15 protein-coding genes and 1 other RNA gene are annotated in these 26702 nt (G+C 39.5%); 7 read left to right on the forward strand and 9 right to left on the reverse strand.

Going from position 1 to position 26702, the window contains the following annotated elements; genetic code table 11:
* Positions 1-26: 26 nt before the first annotated feature.
* The 4 genes from ABXG83_RS03235 to ABXG83_RS03250 form a co-directional block, all read right to left on the reverse strand.
* Positions 27-3215 carry an ATP-binding protein gene (locus tag ABXG83_RS03235; protein WP_353550054.1) on the reverse strand — a complete coding sequence of 1063 codons (3189 nt, stop codon included), beginning with the start codon at positions 3213-3215 and terminating at the stop codon, positions 27-29.
* A complete protein-coding gene (locus ABXG83_RS03240) occupies positions 3212-7396 on the reverse strand; it encodes an ATP-binding protein (RefSeq protein ID WP_353550055.1) in 4185 nt (1394 codons plus the stop codon). Before ABXG83_RS03240 ends, ABXG83_RS03235 begins: the two co-directional genes overlap by 4 nt.
* Positions 7397-7399: 3 nt before the next feature.
* On the reverse strand, positions 7400-9553 hold the full coding sequence (locus ABXG83_RS03245; RefSeq protein WP_353550056.1) for an ATP-binding protein: 2154 nt from the start codon (positions 9551-9553) through the stop codon (positions 7400-7402).
* Between the two features lie 200 nt (positions 9554-9753).
* On the reverse strand, positions 9754-10509 hold the full coding sequence (locus ABXG83_RS03250; RefSeq protein WP_353550057.1) for a hypothetical protein: 756 nt from the start codon (positions 10507-10509) through the stop codon (positions 9754-9756).
* Positions 10510-10800: 291 nt separating this feature from the next.
* On the opposite strand from ABXG83_RS03250, the gene ABXG83_RS03255 reads away from it, so the two are divergent.
* The 3 genes from ABXG83_RS03255 to ABXG83_RS03265 are packed head-to-tail and all read left to right on the forward strand — an operon-like array spanning position 10801 to position 14471.
* Positions 10801-12978, forward strand: coding sequence for a gliding motility-associated C-terminal domain-containing protein (locus tag ABXG83_RS03255; RefSeq protein ID WP_353550058.1), 2178 nt, complete (start codon positions 10801-10803; stop codon positions 12976-12978).
* Between the two features lie 51 nt (positions 12979-13029).
* Positions 13030-13719, forward strand: coding sequence for a uracil-DNA glycosylase (gene ung / locus ABXG83_RS03260; RefSeq protein ID WP_353550059.1), 690 nt, complete (start codon positions 13030-13032; stop codon positions 13717-13719).
* Positions 13716-14471: a lysophospholipid acyltransferase family protein gene (locus ABXG83_RS03265; protein ID WP_353550060.1), complete on the forward strand. Its 756-nt coding sequence runs from the start codon at positions 13716-13718 to the stop codon at positions 14469-14471. The genes ung and ABXG83_RS03265 overlap by 4 nt, the downstream gene beginning before the upstream one ends.
* Positions 14472-14476: 5 nt before the next feature.
* On the opposite strand, the gene ABXG83_RS03270 is transcribed toward ABXG83_RS03265, so the two are convergent.
* Positions 14477-17143 carry a putative LPS assembly protein LptD gene (locus ABXG83_RS03270; RefSeq protein ID WP_353550061.1) on the reverse strand — a complete coding sequence of 889 codons (2667 nt, stop codon included), beginning with the start codon at positions 17141-17143 and terminating at the stop codon, positions 14477-14479.
* A 103-nt stretch (positions 17144-17246) separates the two neighbouring features.
* Between ABXG83_RS03270 and ABXG83_RS03275 the strand changes: the two genes are divergently transcribed.
* From ABXG83_RS03275 to nhaA, 4 genes are read left to right on the forward strand one after another with little or no spacing between them, the layout of a single operon-like run.
* Positions 17247-18188, forward strand: coding sequence for an N-acetylmuramoyl-L-alanine amidase (locus tag ABXG83_RS03275; protein ID WP_353550062.1), 942 nt, complete (start codon positions 17247-17249; stop codon positions 18186-18188).
* Between the two features lie 57 nt (positions 18189-18245).
* A complete protein-coding gene (locus ABXG83_RS03280) occupies positions 18246-19250 on the forward strand; it encodes an MlaD family protein (protein ID WP_353550063.1) in 1005 nt (334 codons plus the stop codon).
* Positions 19250-20893 carry an OstA-like protein gene (locus tag ABXG83_RS03285; protein WP_353550064.1) on the forward strand — a complete coding sequence of 548 codons (1644 nt, stop codon included), beginning with the start codon at positions 19250-19252 and terminating at the stop codon, positions 20891-20893. The genes ABXG83_RS03280 and ABXG83_RS03285 overlap by 1 nt, the downstream gene beginning before the upstream one ends.
* Before the next feature lie 29 nt (positions 20894-20922).
* On the forward strand, positions 20923-22101 hold the full coding sequence (gene nhaA / locus ABXG83_RS03290) for a Na+/H+ antiporter NhaA (protein ID WP_353550065.1): 1179 nt from the start codon (positions 20923-20925) through the stop codon (positions 22099-22101).
* A 140-nt stretch (positions 22102-22241) separates the two neighbouring features.
* On the opposite strand, the gene prfB is transcribed toward nhaA, so the two are convergent.
* From prfB to ABXG83_RS03310, 4 genes are all read right to left on the reverse strand, one after another.
* Positions 22242-23328, reverse strand: a protein-coding gene (gene prfB / locus ABXG83_RS03295; RefSeq protein ID WP_353550066.1) for a peptide chain release factor 2 whose coding sequence is annotated in 2 segments (ribosomal slippage) — positions 22242-23267 and positions 23269-23328 — 1086 coding nt in all. Because the reading frame shifts where the segments join, the coding sequence is not laid out codon by codon here.
* Between the two features lie 105 nt (positions 23329-23433).
* Positions 23434-23821: RNase P RNA component class A (gene rnpB / locus ABXG83_RS03300), an RNA gene on the reverse strand.
* Positions 23822-23922: 101 nt separating this feature from the next.
* Positions 23923-24954 (reverse strand): Smr/MutS family protein, encoded by a 1032-nt coding sequence (locus tag ABXG83_RS03305; RefSeq protein WP_353550067.1) that lies wholly within the window; start codon positions 24952-24954, stop codon positions 23923-23925.
* A gap of 36 nt (positions 24955-24990) precedes the next feature.
* Positions 24991-26694: an amino acid permease gene (locus tag ABXG83_RS03310; RefSeq protein WP_353550068.1), complete on the reverse strand. Its 1704-nt coding sequence runs from the start codon at positions 26692-26694 to the stop codon at positions 24991-24993.
* Between the last annotated feature and the right edge of the window lie 8 nt (positions 26695-26702).

Genomic DNA, 26702 nt, shown 5'->3' on the forward strand with positions numbered 1-26702 from the left:
TTTGGGTATTGAAAAATACTGTGTATTTATGATGTTGGCAAATAGATAGCAAGACAAGTTCCTTCTCCCTCTTTACTTTCCATTTGAATTGTACCTCCATGAGCTTTGATAATATCATAGCTCAAACTCAATCCTAAACCGGTTCCTTGTCCGGCCGGCTTTGTCGTAAAAAAGGGTTGGAATATTTTTTGTTGAACCGATTGAGGTATGCCTGATCCATTATCTTCTACTACAATAGTCACTACATTGTTATCATACCTTGTAATAACCTTTACGGTTGGAATAAAATTATCTGCTTCTTTTTTCTTTCGTTCATTGACTGCATAAAACGCATTGCTGATAAGATTCAAAATCACCCTGCCAATTTCCTGTTGCACCACCATTAATTTAGGCAAGTTCATATCAGGCTTCATTTCAAAATTGGCATTGAATGATTTATCCTTTGCTCGCAAGCCATGATACGCCAATCGAAGATATTCTTCACATAAAGCATTGATATCTGCCAATTCTTTCTGGCTTGTGCTACTTCTACTATGTTGTAGCATCCCTTTTACAATACTGTCCGCTCTTTTACCATGATAAGTGATTTTTTCCAGATTTTGTATCACATCATTGGCAATAACTTTAGCTTCATTGGCATCTCCTTTCTCTAACTCCATCTTCATTTCCTGAAGTAACTCAACACTCACTTCACTGAAATTATTTACAAAGTTCAATGGGTTTTGAATCTCATGAGCAATGCCGGCAGTCAACTCCCCTAACGAAGCCATTTTTTCGGATTGTATCAATTGCGACTGTGTTGACTTTAGCTGGCTAAGGGATTGCGTCAATTCTCTGGTTCTTTCTTCAACCTGCTGTTCGAGCTTTTTAGTTTGCAGTTTTGCCGCGCTGGTTCGCCATCTGATCAAAAGCCATATTGCTAACAATAACAATAAAATGCAGATGATCTTAAACCATACTGTTTGATAAAAATGAGGTAACACTGTAAACTCATAAAAAGCAGGCGTTTCACACCATACGCCATCATTATTGGTTGCTTTTACTTCAAAACGATAAGTTCCCGGAGGTAAGTTTGTGTAGAAGGCACGATTATCACCACTTGATCTGATCCATTTATCATCCTGACCAACCAATCTAAAGTAGATGGCATTTCTTTCTGGCGCTACCAAACTCAATACACTGTAATCGAATACATACCTGTGATTTCCCGGTATGATCTCATCCACACCATTTGAATAGTGTAAAGAATCATCCACCCGTAAATGATTGATGCGAACAATAGGCGGTACTTTATTGGTGGTCAACTTTGCCGGATCGATCTCCACCAGTCCTCCAATACTAACAATATAAAGTTTCCCATCTTTTGATACACGGGAATAACGCGCACCCACACATTGCCTGTTATTCATTCCATCCGACTCATCGATCAATCGCCACGGGATTTCGTTTGTCCTGTTTTTTATGTGTTGTTCGATTTGATTAAATGGAGCATAGATCACCCCATTATTAGAAGGCATCCACCAATTCCCTTTTTGGTCTTCCAGTATATCGAATATGGCTGTTTGTGGAAGACCTGAACGAGTAGCATCCACATGGTCAATGTGTCCATTATCCCACTTGACAAGTCCATTTTGAGTAGCAAACCATATTGCACCATTTTCTTTTACATAAGCATTAAAGATCCCTACATCTTCTACCCCATTGAAAAGATCTAGTACCTGCTTTTTACCATCTTTTCTTAGGATATAAGCTCCGGTACGATAAGTCGTAAGTAAAAGGGCCCCATCTTTAAGATGTCGCAATGAACTAAAATAACTGGTAGAAAAATCTACTCCAGGATATGGCAACATATCAATCTGGTCTTTATCATTCACTACACCGATGCCGGTAAAAGAAATTGCGAGATAAATCTTACCATCAGGAGACTCCTCAATGAACCTTACTTGTCTAGATGTTGGAATATTGATCTCCCCTTTTGATGTGATCTTGAGCACACCGGCCTGATGTCCGATCCAGATATTCCCCTTTGAATCTTTTTTGATACAGATAAAATTGGTCAGTGACTCCAATAATTTAGGGGATCGAGGCTTATAGGGGGTGATCTTTTGATTTTCCAACCAATACAATTGGCTATTGGCACTGCTAACTAGAAACTTCCCCGGGGACACTTCACAAATACCCGATACCCTGTTATTGTCTATCCCTTCTGCCTCTGCATAATTCACCACTTTTGTTTTATAGATCTTATACAATCCTCTGTCAGTAGAGAGCCAGATATTTTGTTCTCGATCTATACTGATGTTGTGTAATGTCTGAATATGTAATTGCTGCTCTGGAAAGAATTGAAATCTTGTTTCGCCATCAGCAAGATAAGCGATGGTATTACCAACAGGTGCCCAAATACCTTTTTGCTGATCTTCAGCCATCCGCGCCATACTTGGATTCGGCGATGGAACTTTCGAAGCCTCCATACCAGGATATACAATGAACTTTTTACCATCCCAAAAAAACAATCCATAAATTGAAGTGACCCACACCCTGTTCTTACTATCTACAAAAATATCATCGCGACTAAAGAGCATATCATCTTTGATTCCTTCATCCGCTCCTATAACTCTCCAGCTACCATCTTTTTCACGATGTACAATTTTGCTTCGTCTAACTGACCAGTTTTGTGATTCAGCGCCTGCACTCTGTCCTGTTTTGTAATAGTTTGCAAAAAACATCTGCACAGATCCCGTATCATATCTTGCTGTAGAAGGATCAAATTTTATGTATACCCCTCTTCGATTGTTAGACGATGAATACAGTAATAGTTCTCCTTTTTGTGTTGTTCCCTCTAAAAATAAATTTGAGAAATCCGGCAAATAAGATTTGAATTGTCCATTTTTATAGGATAACAAACCGCGTCCGGTTGGCAACCATAGTGTGCTGTCCTTTGCTTCCCAAAATAAACTCGTATTGTTATTGGTTTTTATCAGGGGTGTATTCGATGAATTAAAATTCACAAACTGCCGACCATCAAATCTGAGGTAAGCTTCATAGGTATTCATCCATATAAAACCATCTTTGGTCTGATATGCATTCATGATAAAGTCAGTAGGCATCCCATTTTTGGAATTGTAATGCACTACTTTATAATTAGAAAAAGCATGCTGCCCTATCACAGCAACCATGATACAAAGAAATGATATGGTAGTAACTAATTTTTTCATGAGTACTTATACGGTAATATGATTGTAAATACTGTTCCAGCCTGAGTCATAGCTGATTCATCTGATAAATAGTTGCTTGTACACTGTAATTCACCCCCATGACCTTTGGTTATGATATCATAACTAAGACTGAGTCCTAAACCAGTTCCTTGTCCGGTTGGTTTGGTGGTAAAAAAAGGTTGAAATATTTTCTCTTTGATTGAATCAGGAATACCCAAACCATTATCGATTACAGAAATTCGGATCGAGTCATTTGATTTCTCAGTGGTAACCTTCACCATAGGCTCATAGCCAGGCTCATCCTTTTTCTTTCTTTCATTCGTCGCATAAAATGCATTATTAATTAGGTTCAAAAGAACACGACCGATATCCTGCGGTATGAGTTGAATCAAACCTATTGTACTATCAAGCTTTGTTTCAAATTTGATATTGAAATTTTTATCCTTAGCTCTTAGCCCATGATAAGCCAATCGTAGATACTCATCACATAAAGTATTGATATCAGCAAGTTCTTTTTTGCCTGAACTAGTTCTGCTGTGCTGCAACATCCCTTTTACAATAGCATCTGCTCTTTTCCCATGGTGGTGGATCTTATTGAGATTCTCTTTGATATCTGTAGCCAATTGGTCAGCATCCTTATAGTTGCCATTGGCTATCTCTACTTTCATTTCATCCATCAACTCTTGACTCACTTCACTGAAATTATTGACGAAATTCAATGGGTTTTGTATTTCATGGGCAATACCGGCTGTGAGCTCTCCTAATGAAGCCATCTTCTCTGCTTGTATTAACTGTTGCTGTGTTTGCTTGAGATCTTGTAATGTTTTTTCAATTTCCTTTTTTGCAGCTTCCAAATTGCTGAAATCCTGATAACGTGCATAGGCAGTAGAAAAAGCACTGGAGACTGATTGCAAAACATCTAGCTCTTCTTCGGATAAGGTCTCTGCATTACCTACATACAACATTCCTTGTAAAAAAGGAACAAAATGCAGATACATCCCTTTATCAGGAATAGAGGCCAAGTATTGTTCTCTATGCTCAATGATATTACGCTCCAACAGAGAATCGGCTAAACTGTGAAAAGCATCTATACTCCATTGATTGATATACAATTCACCTCGCTGCCAATGACTCACCACATCATTAATATTGTCTGATGCCTGATAGGACAAGGGAAAAGAAGCAATAGATTTCCCATCGGGGGTCGATAAGAATGTATTGATCGTTTGTTCCTGCTCATTCATGATAAAAATTCCACAGCGTAAAAAAGGTATCTGTAGTGTATGGAGCTCGTTCCAGATCAGAGGTATTACGCGATCCAAATCTTCCACAGAACGCATAGATGCTATATCTGCACGGATTCTATCAATAGCCGCTTGCTTAACTGCTGATTTTTTATTAGCTTCTGCTACCTGTAAATCAAGAAAACGAGTATAGGTTTGGTCAAATACTTTGGTAAAGCGTTGTAGTATTGACAATCCTAGATCGGTTAATTTATCTACTGATGTAATTCCTATGAATCCCTTAGCAAAACGAGCATAATTATTTACTCGTTTATTCATTTGACGAACTTCAGAGCTTACGTACAAGTGAATACTGTCCAAATAATTCAACCACAACTTATAGACATCACCTTCCAATTCATTTACCAATAGATCATTTTGATTTTTCCAACACCGGAACAAGGGGGCTCCGTTTGTTGGTTCATCAAATGGCAAAGGGTAAGCTGTTTGCAGGTACTCACCATCTGTAGTGGTAATAAAAAAAGTAAACCGCTCTGTTTGTTCATCAACAGTAATCACAAAAGCCCTGGATAATACGTGACCAGCATCTGTATACAAAGCTTTAAATTCTTCAAACAACAAATGGGCAACAGCAGACAATTCCTCACTTCGTTGCATCGCCATTGTTCTGCTTCTCACACGCTCTAATGCTGCTTCCACTTTTGCTTCACGGGCTTGTTCTTCTGCTTTTTTTAGATCCAGAAAACGGATATACGCCTGTTCAAATGCATTGGCAAAACGTTGTAAAATGGAAGCAAAATCCTGAGATAAATATTCTCTATCAAAATAAAACACAAACAATCCTGTATACTTCATGAGAGCAGCAGCATAGGCGTAGACATCCTTGCTTTGCATCCACTGTCTGACTTCATAGTCTGCTTGCTGGAAAGACTCTTGTGCTAATATTGAATCAATATGTTCACGCGAATCCACTTCATTATACACTTTATTGATATAGGTTTCGCCATTGGCTCTAGCCTCATAAAAATCACGGAAAGCTTGGGTATCAAAATAGTTTTGGTAATAAAATGTAGCTTTTTCTTTTCTATCCAGCATCAATAGACAGTTCAAGAAGTCTTTTGTGCCTTCCACAAAAATGGTGATAGAAATTCCTCCGGATACTTTGAGTCCTAATTCCAGTAGTTTTTCTTCAACTGTTTCTACGACTATTGGCAAATCCTCACTTTTCTGCATTGATAAAGAGACTGACCGGACTTTCTCCAATGCGGCTTCTATTTGTGCTTCGCGTGCTTGCTCTTCTGCTTTTTTTAAATCCAGAAAACGGATATAAGCTTGCTCGAATACAATGGAAAATCGCTTTAAAATTTGTCCTTCCTCATTATCTAACACTCTTCCTTCTATATTAGGAAACAGTATTCCCGTAAACTGTTGCAAAGCCATGCTTTGCGCATAGCTTTTTCTCTGCAAGATATCTTGCTTAATATGATCGGGAAATCGACTAAAGTCTGTATGTTCAAAATAGTAGTTCCAGAAAGCATTCTTATCTTCAAATGAATAAGTAGCAGAAAAGTAATCTACCCCCCTTTTTATAGCCGACTTTATATCATTCAGTATTGGATTATCAAAATGAGGGTGTCTAAAGCTTCTTGGATAGGTTTGTTCATTATCAGTAATCCATTGTACGATATCATCAGAATCTTCCTGAAATAAGTTGATCACAACAGCAGAATCTGATAAATTAAATTCCAGGTCGCGCAGATTATCAAAAACGGTCTTCACCACTTCACTCAATTCATCAGAACTGCGCATGATCAATGAACGGCTTCGTACTTTTTCGAGTGCCGCTTCTATCCTGGCTTCTTTAGCCTGCTTTTCCGCAGTATACAAATCCATAAAACGGGTATAGGCCTGTGCAAATACCTTACAGAACTTCTTGACAATACTTTGCTCTGCCTCACTATAATCACGATCATTATAACGTACTATGGCAAGTGAGATGCTGTCATGAAAAGAGACGCAAATATTATAATAAGATTGTGATAGAATAAATGCTTTTCGTTCTTCAGGGACAATGCTGAATCCAGTATTAGTGAATAGATATTCCCAATGTTTCCGCTTCTCATCTCCAGAATAACACTTTGTAAAATCCTCCGCTTTTTGACTATAGGTATAAAAATTCCTGGCAATAGCAGAAGGATTTGCATGAATCTTATCATCGATAATCTTAGTAGTGTAAGCCCCTTCATCATTAGCAATCCAATATTCATAATGGTCTTCGTGAAGCAACAATATCGCTACGGCATCAATACCCAATGATAGTTCTTTCAGCTTTTCGGAAACCAGATACGCCACTTCGAGAATCTCATTGCTATGGTGCATAGAGAGGGAACGTGTTCGAATTTTATCAAGTGCAATCTCTATTTCCAGTTCACGATTTTTTTGCGCTAATTCTGCTGTTCTTTCTTCTACTGCTGCCAGCAGTTTAATATTTTCCGACCGCAGTTGTTCAGGGTTGATCTGCTGTCCTTCACTTGAATAACCATCCGGATAAGAAATATGTACATGTGTAGTATACCATTCACCATTGATTTCAGACCAAACTCCGGTCAGTCTACTATGATGATAAAACATCCATTCGTCACCTATCTTGACATGAAAATCCGATTCCTCAGTTAAAATGAGATACCCATCTTGCTCATGTACATTGATCTTTTTATTTTCCATTTTTACCAAACCGGTCACCTGATCACTGGTAGACTTGTAAAAATCAAAGGCAACTTGTTTACTGGTAAACACTTCACTAATAGCTGTGCCATATATCACGATATCATCAGTCCACCAGGCAGTAAATCCTTCAATATCACCTCGCAGAAATGCTTCAAACATTTCATTATGCCTGCTGATAATTTTCTCTTTCAATGCCTTCGTCAATGCCATGGTTTATTTTACAGGAAGTATGATGGTGAATGTAGTTCCAACCCCCTCTTTTGTCTCCAACTCTATTTTCCCTTGATGACCTTTGGTAATGATGTCATAACTCAGACTTAATCCCAGGCCTGTTCCCTTACCCGTGGGTTTAGTAGTAAAAAAGGGCTGGAATATTTTTTCTCTTACTGCTGCAGGAATACCACCTCCATTATCAGCAACTTTTATCATGATCTGATCGTCGACTCTTTGGGTAGTGATAGTCACTTGAGGAATAAAATCCGCACCTTCTTTCTGTTTTCGTTCATGTACAGCATAAAAGGCATTGTTGATGAGATTCAAAACGACTCTACCTAGTTCTTGTACCATGACATCTACTACACCCACTGCAGGATCAAGTGAGGTAGAAAGTTGCGCATTGAATCCTTTATCACTGGCTCTTAATCCATGATAAGCCAATCGTAAATACTCATCACAAAGTGCATTGATATCTGTCGCTTCTTTTTGTCCTGTGCTATGTCTGCTATGTTGCAACATTCCCTTTACGATCGCATCTGCTCTTTTACCGTGATGTGTAATCTTATCTTCATTGGCTTGAACATCTGCTGCCAATAGTTTTACTTCATCCCAGTCACCTTTTTCCACAGCAGTTTTCAATTCAGCAAGCAGATCCTGATTGACTTCAGAAAAATTATTGATAAAGTTCAACGGATTTTGAATTTCGTGTGCAATACCTGCAGTAAGTTCACCTAGAGAAGCCATTTTTTCTGCCTGAATCAATTGTGTTTGTGTGGCTTGCAGGTTCGCAAGAGTTGTACGCAGTTCTGCAGTTTGCGTATTTACTTCTTCCTGCAAAATTTCTTTTTGACGCAATGCTTGTTCTTTTTTCTCTTCTGACAGTTTAATCACTTCAGCTGCACGAGCTTCCACCTCATGAATCATTTGTTTAAAGCGCATAGCAGTATAAATTAATAAGCTTACAGGAAAAGAAAGTGTATATATACTAACCAGCGTAGCTAATTTATACTTATGATAACCGTTAAACCACTCATTAGGTACAATTCCAAAGCTCGTTTGAGCCAAAACAGTGAATAACAAACCCATCATAACCACCTTATTGGGACCTTCAAATCTTTTTGGAGTACCAATAATAATCCATAGCAATAATAAAAAGGAGATCGTAGGAATCAGTACGATTGATTTATCCGCTGTGTCATAATGAATATATACATCCCAAACAATCAATATTAGTAGCAGAAAATATTGATACTTACTTAATGAATAATGATAAATATTAGCAATAATCACAGGCATCAACACCAGAATAGCAATAAAACAAAAATCAGCCAGATAAGAAAACAACACCTGTAGATCCAAAGGAGAAGCTACAAATAAGAGATACGGAGTAGCTCCAAGGATAGAGAATGCTACCAGTAAACAAAGACTTGCAAATAATAATAACTGCTGTTCTTTGGTATTGAAGAAAAACAACAATACAAATAGCAGTGCTAAAATAATGCAAACCGTCATGATAGCCATCAAAAACTTCTTCATGAAGCTTAAGTTCTCAGTATGAAATTTTAAAAAATCTACACTATTCAGTTCAAAAAGATTTTTTAATTCGCCAACTTCAGACATCAAAACCAAGGAATCTTTTTTAAAAGTCAAGAGTGGCTTGGCAGGAATGACATAATCCACCATGTGAATAGAAAGTAAATATTCCTTATCGGAAATAAGTTTCACATAAAAAGGAATTCGTTCGAATTCAAAAGACTCAACTTCTAACCTATTCACTCCATTGACATTACCTACTTGTGCAATTTTTTGTCCATCCAGAAACACTTCAAAAGAGGCATTTCTTCCTAAATAGAAATAGTGAGGTTGATTGGAAATACTCGTATCTACTTTGAATCGAAAACGAAACCAACCTTCCAATCTACCATTATTGTCAGCCATTTTCGCAGAAAGCTGCACCGGCTTAAGGGGTTGCCAACCTTGCCCATTTATATAGGAAGAATCATTCCCCTTTTTAAATAACCAGCCATCTTTGTTGGTTAAATACAACTCTTTGACATCTTCATACATGGAAGACTTTAAAGTGACACAAGTATCATTTGCCTTGATTGCAAGGGAAATACAGAGAAAGAGTAAAACAACAAAAAAACGCATACACTCAGGTTTTGGTCAGACTACCATTTAGTGCGGTATCAGACATAGATCTGCCAACCAAACTCCCGGGTTCAGGACACAAAGCAGTTAGAGAACTAATTTACGTTTTTTTCATCATATAAACACCTCCTGGTCAAGTAATTTAGGTATCCAACACTTAGTCGAATGGTCACGGGCTTAAGCTCATAGCTATTGGAAAATCATTTCCCTCCATTTGCCCTCAAATCATTGATGCAGTTAGCATCTAATTGCGGGATAGCATTGTTCAACATATTCATTAATCCGGTTGTCTCAATGGTATAATACATCAAACAATTGGTATTGGTGCAATGCGCACGGTTATCACCATCTTCATGTGGCGTTACCATTCCGGTTCCATTATTGACCAACCCGAGTAAATGCCCGATCTCATGCAACAATACACCTGACTCCACTTTCACCCTACTGGCCTGATTGATCCCTCCGCTATTCGATTGTATCGTTTTACCAAATAAACAAATGGCAGTATTTCTATAGGCAACCCCTACTACATTATCCTTATCAAAATTTGCATCAGCAATGTAAACATAGACCGTGATTCGATTTCCATCCGTATATGCAGTTCTATTTTGATCAGTGAAAGAAGTAATGTCAGCTATTGACACTACCGGTTTACCAATAGATGCTACCTGTTTGCGTTGTAGCGTAATACCCCCGGGTTTATTCAGTCTTTGTTCCAAAAAACTTTGCAGATTGGTAAATGTTTGCTCCTGCAACTGCATACCCGGACTGTATTGTACCTCAACCGTGAGCGATGTATAATTATCAGACGCCAATAACTCTGCAGCTGAAGCACCTACATTTCTATTGTCATTGATGCCAACAGGCCCAGATAGAACCACAGTGGATGCTTCCTTTTTACAGGATTGGATCAAAAGAACTGATATAATAAACAGAAAAACGACAGGCTTTCTCATATAAGACGATTTGACTAAAAAAGCCTTTGAAAAAATGATGCCAAATTTATCCGGCAGGGAGATTTATGTAATAATCCGTCCCTTTTAACCTGCTATATTGAATGATAAACCAATCATCCCAAAAACCGGCAATACATTACACAGATATGGCATTTATGTATGAAATTTAGTTAATTTAGAAACGCGGCTATCATTGAAAGGATACCCTACCCTGCCTGAAATCCAACTTATGCAACTCTTTAGACAATTGAATTGTCTGACTAATGTATGTATCAGAAGTAAAACGCAATGATGTCTTTGTTTGATTATTGGTATAGTAAAAAAAAGGTGATTGGGCTTTTCATGGTATTGATGATAGGCATCAATAGCTTCACATATGCACAATGTCCTCCGAATATCGGTTTCGAAAAAGGCAATTTTGATAATTGGGAAACATTAAAAGGCAGTATTGATGGAGCGGGTAATATTACCATGTCTTCTCAGGTACCCGATCCTTTTAACCATGTTTTGATGAGCGCTGCTGCAGATGGAAAATATACAGATGAATTTGGTGGTTTTCCTGTTGTTTGTCCCAATGGAAGTGGATACTCCGTCAAACTGGGAACAGCAACAGGTGGTAGAGATGCACATGGATTGAACTACACATTTACGGTTCCAAGAACATCCGGAGATTTTAGTATCATCTACAATTATGCTGTGGTATTGGAAAATCCACCCCACCAACCGCATGAACAACCTTTGTTCAGTGTAAAAGTGTTCAATGTCACTGATAATAAATATGAAAGCTGCGGCTCCTTTCAATTCATAGCTGCGGCAAATCTTCCCGGATTCAAACTTTCAAATTCAGGTCGCCCGAATGTATACTATAAAGATTGGGCGCCGATCACTTTGAGATTACCCGGCTTTGAAGATAAAACCCTTCGCTTGGAATTCACGGTCAATGATTGTACACTGGGCGGCCATTTTGGGTATGCGTATATTGATATCAATGAGAACTGTACTACACCGATCACCGGTAATGTTTTTTGTACGGATGTTACCAACATGACTTTAACGGCACCCTATGGCTTTCAGGGATATCGTTGGTTTACGGATGATTTTTCTAAAACATTGGGTGAAAAAAATACTTTAAAAATCAATCCTGCGCCACTTCCTGGAACAAGATTGGCATTAGAGATCACGCCATTCCCCAACCAGGGCTGTCTTGATACTTTGTACACAACGATCACCAAATCATTGGATCCTTTTGTATTCAATGTAACATCAAATATTGATGCATGTAGAAACCCCGGATTGGATCTCACGCACGCAGATATCACGAAAGGCAGTACTCCTGACATGAACTATGCCTATTTTGTAGACTTTGATGAATCGGTCTTTGTCGTAAACCCGAAAGCTATTATCAATAGTAGTACTTACTATATCAAGGCAAGTAATAAAGCGGGTTGTACGGATACGAAACCTGTGAATGTTACGATCAGGGATAATCCGTCTATTCGTATTCCAACTAGCATTGCTGAATGTATCCCGAATACCGTTAATCTTCTTGACCCTGCACTTGTTGCCGGTAACAGGTCAGACCTCAGTTATAGTTTTTGGGAGGATCTCAAAGCCACCAAACCTTTGTTGAATGCTTCTTCTGTTTCAAAAACAGGCACGTATTTTATTCAGGCTACAGATCCATTCAAATGTTCTGTAATACAAGCCATCAATATTGCGATCACCGCCCCACCTTTAACTGTGGTCAACAATGCTGCCGTTTGTGGCTCTCTTTCATTGTCAACCGCAAACTTAGCCGCGGGCAGTGATCCAACAGCAACTGTTTCTTATTGGCTAGATGCAGCCGCTAGAGCAAATAGAATTCAGGATGATAATATTTTTACCAACACGACTAATCTGTTTGTGAAAGTCACATCCATAGGCGGATGTAGTGTGATTCGTCCTGCTACAGTGACCATACATCCATATCCGGATTTTATCGTCACTGATCCACCAACAGTTAAGATACCGAGAACCGTAAACTTAACCACGGCTGTTCCATTTAGTCAGAACTGGAGGTATACCTATTGGGAAGATAGTGCCACCACCAAAACCTTATTCAGCCCTGAACGTGTTTTAAAGTCAGGAACATACTTTATAAAAGCGACCAGTAATGAAGGCTGTACTGTAGTGCAACCGGTCAATGTCAATATTGATGATGCGGATATTCTGCCTGCAAATATTTTTTCTCCCAATGGTGATGGGATCAATGATTACTGGCTCATCCCTTTGATCGATTATTATCCTGAGTCAACCATTGAAATATTTACGCGTAATGGTCAGTCGATCTATCGATCGAAAGGTTATACACGTGTTTGGGATGGAAAAGCGAATGATGGAAGTGTTGTTCCGGTTGGTGTGTATTATTATCTGATTAAGGCATCCCCTAGGTTAAAGCCGATCTCCGGTACCGTTACCGTGATATACTAAAGCTATTTCCCTGAATGATTCTGTATTTTCGCTGCATAAGCACAAAGCCTTATGGATGTCAAAATAGAAGAATCCTGGAAAGCAGTTCTGAAACATGAATTCACCAAGCCTTACTTTTTACAGGTTGCCACGCACCTGAAAACAGAAAGAGCTACTGGTGCAGTGATCTATCCACCGGGCTCTCTGATCTTCCATGCTTTTTTTACAACCCCTTTCGATGAGTTAAAAGTGGTGATCTTGGGTCAGGATCCCTATCATGGGCCTGGACAAGCACACGGTTTAAGTTTTTCAGTTCCGGAAGGCGTACCTCCTCCACCCTCACTCGGTAATATTTATAAAGAGCTCAATAAGGATATTGGAATGCCTATCCCAAAAACGGGTGATCTGACCAAGTGGGCCAAACAAGGCGTTTTGCTATTGAATGCGGTGCTAACTGTTAGAGCGAATGAACCTGCCAGTCATGCAAAAATTGGATGGATGGATTTTACGGATGCTGTCATCAGAAAAATATCCGATGAAAAAAAGGGGATTGTTTTTTTATTGTGGGGAAGATTCGCACAAGAAAAACAAATTCTGATCGATGAAACTAAACATTATGTGCTGAAAGCTGCACACCCATCCCCTTTCAGCGCAGATAAAGGTTTTTTCGGATGTAAACATTTCAGCAGAACCAATGAGTTATTAATGAAGCAAGGGCTGTCACCGATCGACTGGGATTTATCAACTGAAGTAGAAAAATGATGAAAAAAGAAAACAATACTCCTTTCTGGAAATTGGTGTTAGGAAGAATCTTTGCAGTATGGGCGTTGATTCTTTTTATCCTTACGATGTTACCCGCAATTATTTTTTATCTGCCTTGTTTTTTATTGGATGATCCTGCAAAAGCAAGCTGGCATAGACATGTATCACGTGTGTGGATGTGGATCTATTTACATCTGATCGGCTGCCCACTGAAAGTAAAAGGAAAAGAACATTTCATCAAGCATACAAATTATGTGATTGTCTGCAATCATAATAGTTTGATGGATGTACCTGTCAGCACGCCATTCATGCCACGACCGAATAAAACAATTGCCAAAAAAAGTTTTGCTAAGATCCCGCTTTTTGGATGGATCTATACTTTCGGGAGTGTACTGGTAGACAGAAAAAGTGATGAAAGTCGTAGAAAAAGTTATGAGGAAATGAAACGGATGTTAGCCATTGGTTTAGATATGCTGATCTATCCTGAAGGAACAAGAAACAGAACCGGAGATCCTTTGAAAAGCTTTTATGACGGGGCATTCAGGCTGGCTGTTGATACCGGAAAGCCCGTTCTACCCGTGATATTATTACACACGAAAAAAGTCTTACCCGCAAATATCTTCTTCTATCTGATGCCTCATCAACTGGAAATGCATTTTCTCCCTCCTGTTTCATCAGAAGGCAAATCTGCTGTTGCGTTAAAAGAAGAATTGTTTTCGATCATGTGGAATTATTATCAGGAACATGCGTAACCTGATCAAAATCCAGAATTAGAAAACACCCGGCTTCGATTGATCCGAAGGTCGCGCAGAATACCTGACTTAGGGTTGATCGTAATATTGAAAGAGCGGAATAATCCAATCGGTGTTACATTCACTGACAATTGCCAACAATGCATTTCACGGGTAATGAACATACTGAATTGTTGTAATCCACCTTGTGAGATATCATAATATCCATTACCTCCTAACTTCCATTTATCGGTCAGACTAAAATCTCCATTGAAGTTGATGCTTGAAAATAATTGTGTTTCAAATCCTGTAAAATCAGGCTTTAGCACACGATTAAAATTGAGTGAATACCCCAGATTCAAACTCCATGGAATATTGAAATCCGTGAACTCAGCAGGATTTGCTCTTGCAAACTGTAATTGTCTCTGTTGTTCTTCAGGGGTCATGAACGGATCGATCGGCATCTCTCTTTTTTCATCTGTACTTCCATCTTTGGGCTTACTGGTGAAAGAGGTAGACACGGCCAGATTACCACTGGTAATTCTTCCAAATTTCAATTTGGCAGGATCAAAAAGGATACGATTCACACGATATCCTTGTCGGTCAACATCATATGGATCCAGATTCATTCCTGCAGTGATATTGATCTTATCAAACAATGTACTACGGGCATAAATATTAAAATTGCCCAAAGCAAAACTGTCTGCTAAAAAATTATACGATGAGTTAAAACCAAAACCATCGATCAGTTTTATTTTCTTAGTGGCCTTACCGGTACTATCTGTTTTATCCTTCACTTTCATTTCAAGTAGGTTATCGATACCGAATGAAAGTCCTCCAAAAGTACCTTCTGAAAATGCACCGATGATCCCGCCTTCAAATTGAGAGAATCGCAATTGTCTTCCGGTGCTATCAACTTGCGTATTGTAGTAATACTTTTTAGCCATATCCGGTCGATAGTTGATCGAAAGACTGGGTCTTACTTCATGCCTGATGGTCCTTCCTCCATCTTTCGACTTAATGTTATACGTACCGAAAATTCGTGTATTGGCACTGATACCAAAAGCCATTTGTCTGGCTGCGTAAAAACCTCGTTGAATAGTAGTATCCACTCTTTTAGCTGCACTATTCCAACTTCTGAAAATACGTTGCCCATACCAGCGTTCTTCATAAGAAACACTCGGCGCTACTGTAACAGGGCCTAAAGAAGGCAAAGAGAGCGTTATGGGAATATTGTGTTGCGCACCCCATTGGAGTGTATCCAGCATTCGCCTAAAGTTGTAGGCAGTATCATAGAACGACAACTGATTCTGCAGATTACCACTATAGCCAATACCAATTTTTTCATACCATTTCGACGCCCCTACTTGTTCTTTACGTTGAAACGGGTAAAAAGTAACCACGTTAAAGTTCACAGTCGGTAAATTCAAATTCACCAAACGGGTATTGTTATTTTGGTTGTGATTGGCATTTACAGAAAGATTGTATTTACCTCTCCAATCCTTGGTAAAATTGATCGAAGAACTTAACTGGTTCTGGAAATTCTGAAAAGGGTTATTCAACAAATTTTGATTGAAACGGGTACTACCAAAATTCACGTTACCTGAGAAACTGGTACCGGGTCTAGCTCGGCTATCACGGGTATGTGACCAGTTGATCATGAATGAGCGACTCTTATTGAACTCTTCTTTTGAAATACCACCCCTGTTGAGTGCTCTGGTATTTTGAATGGTCAAATTAAGATTACCGGTGAAAGTATAACGTTTGATATACTTGGAATTGAAATTCACCATCCAACCACCATAAGAATACAAATTGGTTCGGGTGGTTAGGTCAACGTAATCACTAATGAGAAAATAATAACCCAATCCTTCTAATCCCAATCCAAAATCTTCACTGGCAGTAAATGCAGGTGCCATTAAACCGGATTGAGGTGTTTTATTTAATGGGAAGATGCCAAAGGGAATCCCGATGGGCATTGGCACACCTTCAAATTCAGGAAAGGCCGCACTTGAAATACCCAACTTATTATTGACGATCTTCATTCTGCTGGTCCGAAAAGCAAAATGCGGCGTATCTAGATTACATGTGGTGAAACGGGCTTTACTGGCGAAGACCTCAGTAGCACTTACTTTTTTCAGTTTTTGTGCATTGACATAGATCTCTCCTTCTTGAAAAAAAGTATTCTTGGTCAGACCTTTCGCCGTTCGCATATCATAAAAGATAGAGTCGCTGACCGATTTCATTTCACCTTGGGTAAACTGAGGTTTACTCATTGGATTACCCGTAGAATCAAGTGATCCATATGCTTTCACCATTTGTGTCTGCTGATCATAGCGGATCGTGGCCGCTTCCATTTGAAGGTCTTTGTACTCGGTCTTTGCTTTACCGTACAATAAAAACTCTTTGGTATCAATGATCAGAACACCTGAATCTGTTGCCGCATATTTGATAGGCGCGTCAATGGAATCCTTGGAAATTCTGATGGTATCTACTTTGGAAATTGAATCGGGTCTTTGTTTTTTTTGAGCAAGACTATTAGATTTCGTACGGGACGTATCTATTTTTTGAAGACGAGGAACCGTATCATATGCTGGCTGAATGAGACCCACAGGTGCATGATAGTTCGTAGCACCGGCCTGCTTAAGAAATGTTAATATGAGCAAATATCCACACGCCACAATAGGAAGCATGGTTTTTGCGTTAATTTTACAGCGTTTGCTCATATTCACTCGACAAAAATAGTGTTTGAAGCGTGTAAACCGAACTCTGGGTATAATCCTTTAACGAATTGATATGATGCGTGTTAAATATGCTGCTTTTGTTTTGTTAAGTTTAGGGATCGCTTTTTTGAGTGCATTTACTGGTCCGGTAGGCAAACCCCAGCAAAAACAGGTACTTAAAAGGATCATTATTGATGCCGGACATGGTGGAGAAGATGTTGGGGCCAGGGGTCGATATTCCACAGAAAGCCAAATTTCATTGGAAGTTGCCCTCAAGCTCGAAAAGATGCTACAGGCTGCTTTACCTGATGTAGATATCGTTATGACACGTCGGACAGACGTTTTCCACTCGGTCATCCAGAAAGCAGATATCGCCAATCAGGCAAAGGGAGATCTTTTTGTTTGTATCCACGTGAACTCCGCTGCCCCATCCCGTCGAAGAGAGTTTGTAGGTTATAAAACCATCACTGTCAGGAGAAAAGGTAAGTCTGTTAAACAAAGAGTTAAAGATTACAGAACCTGGACAACCCCCAATCCTGCTAAAGGAACAGAGACCTATATCTATGGGGTTGATAAGACCGATGAACGCAAGGCTGTGGCTACTGAAGGACTTGATGAATACCTCGATAGTGTTTCCCTCAAGATATTACAGGCCAGAAAAACGTCTGACGTCAACGACCCTACCAAGACCATGTTGGCGAATATTCTTACCCAGCAATATTTTCAACGCAGTGCTAAACTCGCGCTTACCATCGAAGAAGAATTTCAGAAAGTGGGACGTATCAGCAGACAGGCACAACAACGAAAAAAAGGAATTTGGGTATTACAAGCTGTGAATATGCCTGCGGTTTTGGTTGAAACGGGTTTTATCTCGAATCCGGATGAAGAAGATTACCTGAATAGTGAACAAGGCCAGATAGAGATCTGTGAAGTAATTACCCGTTCTATCCGCTTGTATAAATTCTCATTGGAGAATCAGGTAGGCATCGGTACGAATACCGGTTCTCGAAAATAAGTTCCCTTTAACATAGTACCCAAACCGATAGCACAATAAACCTTAGTTTTGTGGTATATGAAGATCTCGAACGAAACAAAAGTTGGTGCACTTACGGCTGTGGCCATTACTTTATTGATACTGGGCTTTAATTTTCTGAAAGGAAAAACACTCTTCAAAACCGGTAATATTATCTACGCAAAATATACCGACACCAAAGGTATCATGGTATCCAATGGTGTATTCATTAATGGTTTTCAGGTGGGTTCGGTGTACGATATTGAAAACGCAGATAAGAATCTTTCTGCTATTGTCGTAGCCATCAAGTTGAAAGACAACTATAATATCCCTGCCAACTCCATTGCAAGCATCAAAGACAATCCATTAGGCAATGCAAGTATCACTATCGCATTAGGTGATGCCACTACCTATGTAAAATCCGGTGACACCATTTTAACGGCATCCAATGCGGGTTTGTTGGGTGATGTCATGAATAAGCTAGGTCCCGTAGGTGATCAGATCAAAGCCACCGTTGGCTCATTGGATAGTGTACTGAAAAACATCAATACTATTTTCGATCCTGCTACTAAGAATAACTTACAGGAAGTAATCGCCAATATCAATAAGACCACTGCCAGTCTGGTTGTATCTTCTGCTTCGATACAAGCCATGCTAAATCAGCAAACAGGTGCAATTACCGCCTCGATGAATAATGTGAATAGTTTCACGAAAAATCTGGCAGATAACAACGACAAAGTAACCAGGATGCTGGGCAATGTTGAGAAAACCACCGAAAATCTTTCAAAAGCAGATATCGATGGAACGATTGCACAACTAAAGAATTCAATTGAAACCCTCAATACCATTTTAGGAAAAATGTCTTCAACCGATGGGTCTCTCGGAAAGCTCCTGAATGATAAAGCTTTGTACGATAATCTGACCAACACTGTAAGGAGTGCAAATATTTTAATGGATGATCTGCGTGTTCATCCAAAGCGTTATGTAAACATTTCAGTGTTCGGTAAAAAAGACAAAACTGGTCCGCTAATGGCTCCATTAGATTCTACTAAGGCCAAACAATAATGCGAAAAAGGGTTCACTATATCTGTCTGTTCATATTTGGGATCATATTGCTTAGCATATCGGCAACTTATGCCCAACAAAAAGTAGATACGACTACTCAACCCGGTACAGGACAACTACTCGAGTTCCTGAAAGCGGATAGAAATAATATTAAAAAGATCGACAGCAATCAATTTATCTCCTACGCAGGTAATGTCAAGATCAAACAGGGTAAAACACTTTTTTATGCCGATAGTGCCGTAGTAAATCCTGTGACCAACATTTTTGAAGCTTTTGGTAATATTCATATCAATGATGCAGACAGTGTTCATACCTATGCCCAATACCTGAAATATCTGGCAAAAGAAAAACAAGCTTTTCTGAAAAAAAAGGTCAGACTTACTGATGGAAAAAGCACACTGACCACTGATGAACTAGAATATGATGTTACCGTTAAAATCGGTACATATCTTAAAGGTGGTAAAGTTGTAAACGAAAAAACAACCCTTACAAGTACCGAAGGATATTATTATGGTGATACACGAGATATCATTTTTAAAAGAAAGGTTCGTTTGGTAAATCCCGATTATAAAATCGATACAGATACGCTTCAATACAATACAGATACGGAGATCACTACATTTACGAGTCCGACAACCATCAGAAATGATAAAAAACTGGTCATCAAAACAAGATCAGGATTTTATGACCTGAAAAATAAACGAGCCGAATTATACAAACGTCCAGTAATTGATGACAGCACTTATACCATGACGGCAGATGATATGGCATTGGATAGTATCAGCGGATTGAGTGAATTCAGAGGCAATGCTGTTTATCGAGGTAAAGATTCAGCAAAAGGTTTTGATCTGATTGCTAATAATATCAAAACCAACAACAAGAAAAATTCATTACTGGCTACACAGAGCCCTTTATTGCTGTTAAAGCAAGCCCGTGACTCAATTTACATCGCCGCAGATACATTTTACTCCGCAAAACTTTCTGATCTGCTAAAGATCAAAAATGTACCCAGGGTAAGAGATAGTGTTGATTTTACTTTTTTGCCCGACTCAACAAAAGAAGACAGTACTGATAAATATTTCGAAGCATACTATAACGTGAAGATCTTTTCAGACTCCATGCAAAGTGTTGGTGACAGTTTGTTTTATGCTTTGAAAGATTCTGTATTTCGCTTATTCAAATCCCCTGTGGTATGGGCGCAGTCGAATCAGGTCACAGGTGATACGATCTATATGTACCTGAAAAAAAGCAAACCGGAACGTTTGTACGTATTCGAAAATGCAATGGCATTGAGTCAGGTAGACAGTACGATCTATTTCAATCAGGTAAAGGGTAATACGATCAATGCATATTTTGATACGACCGGACAGATACATTTTTTACGATCGAAAGGGAATTCTGAAAATGTATATTATGCCACAGATGAAGGTGGCAACTTTATTGGTGTTAATAAGAACAGTTCTGATGTAGTAGAGATCAGGTTTGCGGATGGCAAAGCGAAACGTGTGTTACTGATCAATGGCGTAGATGGCACCATGTATCCGATGCGAAAAGTAAACCATGAAGAGTTAAAGCTCAGAAATTTCAAATGGATGGATGATCGACGACCTAAGAGCCGATACGATATCCTCTCCTCTCAATAGCCTTCCCACAGTTTTTCGTAAATTGCCGTATGATCTTACCTAAGTTTGTTCATACAAGACTGATTCATCCACTTAGACAATTTATACATGATAGTAGAGCCATTGGTATCACACTATTGGTATGCACTGCTGTATCCTTGATCGCAGCGAATTGGGGTGATTGGGGTGAGGCATATAGAAGCATGTGGAATATCAGTTTTGACGGAACCAATACCCACCATGCTCATCTTGGTTATTTATCATTACCGAATTCTCCGCTGTTGATCATCAACGATGCATTGATGGCTGCTTTCTTTTTCTTGGCAGGCATGGAGATCAAAAGAGAATTGGTATGTGGCGAATTAGCTTCCATTAAAAAATCCGCTTTACCGGTATTCGGAGCTATTGGTGGAATGCTTGCGCCTGCACTCTTATTCGGGTTATTCAATAAAGGAACGCCCTATATGGAAGGATGGGCTGTACCTACTGCAACAGATATCGCTTTTACTTTAGGAATTGCTTCTTTATTGGGTAAAAGAGTACCCGTTGCTTTGAAAATATTCCTCACCGCATTAGCGATCATCGATGATCTTGGAGCCATTGTAGTGATCGCACTTTTTTATGGTGGCGAAATCGCCATTGGCTATCTCATAGGTGCTGCATCCATCATTACCCTACTTTGGTTCTTGAATAAAAGAAAGGTTTCATTTGGAATCATACATTGGATATTGGGCATCCTGCTTTGGTATATGATGTTCAATTCAGGTATCCATGCTACTGTAGCAGGTGTGATCTTTGCATTCATGGTTCCAGTCAAAAATCTGGAAGCTTATGAATTGAAATTCCATACCCCGGTTTATTTTATCATTATGCCCATTTTCGCATTAGCCAATACTGCGATTGGATTTCCAAGTGATAGTCTTAGTGCATTGAATAGCAGTCTAAGCTGGGGTATCATCATCGGGTTGTGTATCGGTAAACCTGTAGGTATCACAGCAGCCTGCTATTTTCTGGTTTCAAGAAAACTAGCTGAACTTCCTTCAGGTACAAATTGGATGAAAATGATTGGTGGAGGGCTACTCGCAGGTATTGGGTTTACGATGAGTATTTTCATCTCTACCCTTGCATTCAGTAATCCTGCAGAACAGGACATCGCTAAAATATCAGTCTTATTAGCATCACTGATTGCGATGTTTGCCGGATATGTTTGGCTAAGAAATTGTAAATAAGAATGAACTTACTTTCTCTCAGGCCTCACGCCGGACTGAAATCAGGCCCTATTTGAACGTGTATAGTAACTCTTGAAAATTTCCTGTTTCCTATTTCCTGTTTCCTATTTCCTGTTTCCTATTTCTTGTTTCTTACTAGACTAACCTTCTTTTTCCATCATCAAATAAGCTTTGATGAATCCATCGATCTCACCATCCATTACAGGGCCCACATTACCTACTTCGTAATCGGTACGATGATCTTTGATCATCTTATAGGGATGGAAGACATAACTTCTGATCTGACTACCCCACTCGATCTTCTTTTTGTTGGCATTGGTTGCATTCATGGCCTCTTGACGTTTCCGTAATTCTTCTTCATACAACCGACTCTTCAACATCTTTAAGGCCAATTCACGGTTCTCGCCCTGTGTCCTTGCCTGCTGACATTCAACAATGAAACCACTCGGAATATGTTTCAATCGTACCGCAGTTTCAACCTTATTCACGTTCTGTCCACCACTACCCCCACTTCTATAAAAAGCCCATTCCAGATCTCCGGGGTTTACATTGATCTCAATACTATCATCGATCAAAGGATATACAAATACAGATGCAAAAGAAGTATGACGACGGGCATTACTATCAAATGGAGAGATACGTACCAATCGATGAACACCACTTTCTGCTTTTAAAAACCCATAAGCAAAGTCACCATCAAATTGAAGGGTAGCACTTTTAATACCGGCACCATCTCCTTCTTGAAAATCTAATTCAGTCACTTTCCATCCTTGCTTATCACCATACATGCGATACATGCGTAAGAGCATTTCGGCCCAATCCTGACTTTCTGTTCCTCCTGCACCTGAGTTGATCTGTACGATGGCGGGTAATTCGTCTTCCGGTTTATTCAAAGTACTCTTGAACTCAGCATCTTCAATCGCTGCCAATGCCTGTTCATAAGATTGTTTGGTTTCTTCTTCACTGGCATCACCGCCTTTCCAGAATTCAAAAAGCACAGCAAAATCCTCCACTGCAGTCTCTACTTGTTTGTAAAGTCGCAGCCAGTACTCATTCACTTTTATTTCTTTCATGATGGCCGTAGCGCGGGTATTATCATCCCAGAAGCCAGGCGAGAGAGAGAGTTGTCGATCCGTTTCTACTTTATAGTTACGATTATCGACGTCAAAGAAACCTCCTCAGGACCACCACACGGTCCCTCATACTCTTGATTTGTTCTTGTGTCATTTCAATCTTTGATTTTTTTGATCTGTGATTTCTTGATCTGTGATTTTTGACTTTTTGACTCTTGAAATCAAATCAAGAAATCAAAAAATCAAGAAATCAAAGATCAAAAACATAAGCCTCGTAAGCCGGATTCTGTTTCTACACCATCATTTATCTAGCCCCTGCATTACTACAGGGATCTTGCTGCCTACCCTGGAATCTTCCCGTCTCGCCTAAGGCAAGATAGAATTGAACGAGCCGCTCTCAAAGACTCCTATACATGGCATTACAGCACCCAAGGTTTACCCTTCTATTTTGTTACCAAAACAGAACGTGAGCTCTTACCTCACATTTTCACCCTTACCCCCACATTACTGCGGGGACGGTTATTTTCTGTGGCACTTTCTCGTCCCGACAGAATCGTCGGGAGCCGGCTATTCACCGGTGGGTTGCCCTATGCTGTCCAGACTTTCCTCCCCCACATTGCTGTAGAGGCGATGGTTCGAGCTTATGCAAGTGCAAAGGTAATTTAAAAATGGGCGCGTGAGAATAAGAAATCAAAAGTCAAAATTAAAAAGTCAAAACGGGATATTGTTTTGACTTTTGGCTTTTCAATCAGTACTGAAAAAACACTTCCGTCGCCCCATATCCGAAACGGGGGTCGTATTGATTGATGAAATGCTTTACTTCTCTTTTTGTTTTGAGGATATCATGTATTTCTTCACGTAAACGCCCTTTGCCAACACCATGAATGACGATCAAGGAAGGTTGACGATGTGCAATGGCCAGATCAAACCATTTTTCAAATTCGGCTAGCTGGATACCGATGATTTCGATATTACTGAGATGATCGTATGTGTCGGTTAACTTTTCAATATGAAGATCAATCACCGATCTGGCTGGCGGTAAATGTTGACGCACTTTCGATGCATCATAGATTTTATAGCCTTTATTAGATAATTTAGATAGATCTACATAATCTTCGGATGAATCCTTCTCAGGATACTCTTTGAATAATTGATAAGAAAAAGTGGGCTCATTGTTTTCCTTCAATGCTTCAATCTTTTGAAAGATCTGCTTTGGCTTCAGTTTCAATTGTGCTTCATAATGTGCAGCTTTCCCTTTTTTGGGTTGAAGCAGAGAAAAATCAACGGAGAATGAAGGACTATCATTCACTTTTTCAAAATCGATGTCATGAAGATAAAAATCATGAAAGCCTTGCACCTGATTTACCAATTCAAAGTCGAGGTCGTGCAGAAAAAATTGTTTGTAAGTGAATTGATAAGTGTCCGGAGTTTTATTGACCAGATGTACTTTCAACAATTCAACCACTTCATCATTAAAATCATCCAAAGCAAACTTGGGTATAAATGAAAGCCATACTCCATCAGCCACTTGTATTTGATTGGGTTTAGGCTTTTCTTTTGGAACCTGGTCAATGTATTGTTTAGGTGCAACTTTCTTTTCGGGCTCCTGCTTCTTTTTTGTAAACCGATAGAAATAAGGAAAATCGATCTGATCCATGTAAGCAGGAAATTTCACACCCCTCACTTCGATCATGACCATCTTGTCATTGATCAGTTCAATAACTTTTCCCTCTTCATTGCTGTGCAATACGATTATATCATCACCAACCTGGTACTTCATGTCTCTCAATTTCGCTGCAAAGTTAATCAGATCCTATCAGGATTCTGTATTCAATCTGCTGCGTTTACGTCCATACAAAAAGTAGATGGCCAGTCCAACCCCCATCCAAACAAAGAACCAGAGCCAGCTAACCGCCGGTATTTCGATCATCAGATACAAGCAGCACAATGCTCCCAGTACGGGTATCAATGAATGATTTCTCAGAAAGCTATATACCGCAGTCACCAATGAAATAAGAACGAATACAAGGAATAAGATTTCCTGATATCCTTCTGTACCAATATTTTGAAAAGCAGCCATGATACGGCTCCATGAAAAATATACAAAAACACCAACAACCGCAGGTATCAATAACTTACCATTGATATAAGGCAGACTAAAAGCATTGCTCCCTTTGGCTTTGGCGATGCGAGGTAATGCCAACACGCCAAAACAAACCAACACAAATGCGAATAAAGTACCGATACTGGTAAGATCTGTCATGGTGCCGCTTGATACAAACAATGCAGGAACTCCTGCCATCAATCCTGTTAAGATCGTAGCAAAAGAAGGCGTCTGAAATTTTGGATGTACTTGTGCAAATTTTTTGGGCAACAATCCATCTCTACTCATGCTCATCCATATACGAGGCTGTCCGAGTGCGAATACTAATAATACACTGGTGGTCGCCACCACAGCACTCACAGAAATGATGTAGCCTACTTTATTCATGTGTAATTTATCGAAGACATAGGCTAATGGATCGTCGACTTTCAATTCACTGTAATGAACCATTCCGGTAAGTACCAGTGCGATCAATATGTACAAGCCCGTGCAGATCAACAAAGAATAGATCATTCCTTTAGGAAGGTCTCGTTGTGGATTTTTACATTCTTCTGCAGTGGTAGAAATAGCGTCAAAGCCAATATAGGCATAGAATACCGCGGATACACCTGCTAATACCCCTCCAAATCCGTTGGGCATAAAAGGAGTCCAGTTATCGGTATCTACATAAAAGAAGCCCATCACGATCACAAAAATGATCACTCCGATTTTGAACATCACCATTGCATTGGTGCTCTTCTTACTTTCTTTGATACCGATATAAGCCAATACTGTGATAAGGGCAACGATCATAAAAGCAGGGATATTGATGATCATTTTCCATCCCGCGATGACAGGCGCATTCATTATGGCATCATATCCCATTCTGGCATGATTGGTCAAACTTTCCAATGTCTTTCCTTCGGCCATCCCTTTCATGGCTTCTTCATAACCCAACTGAGCATTTGAAGCATTGGTAGCGAGCCAGCCGGGCAGATGAATCCCAAATCCTTCCAACAAGTTATTGAAGTAGCCGCTCCAACTGATAGCCACAACAATATTACCAATGGAGTATTCGAGGATCAATGCCCATCCGATGATCCAGGCGATCACTTCTCCAAATGAAACATAGGCATAAGTATATGCACTTCCGGCTATGGGAATTCGACTTGCAAATTCAGCATAACAAAGCGCACTGAATCCACAGGTGATCGCAGTAATAATAAAAAGGACAGCAATGCCGGGTCCACCATTATATGCAGCGGTTCCGATGGTTGAAAAGATACCTGCGCCGATTACAGCAGCGATACCCATGAAAGTAAGGTCACGTACTCCCAATATTTTTTTCAATCCGGTTCCATGACCGTCGGTATGACCGGCTGCTGCTTCAGCAGCGATTCTGTCGATTGATTTTCTTCTGAATAAAGAACCTGACATGCTCGTTG

The organism is Sediminibacterium sp. KACHI17, from assembly GCF_040362915.1.
In the GTDB taxonomy this organism is placed as follows: Bacteria; Bacteroidota; Bacteroidia; order Chitinophagales; family Chitinophagaceae; genus Sediminibacterium.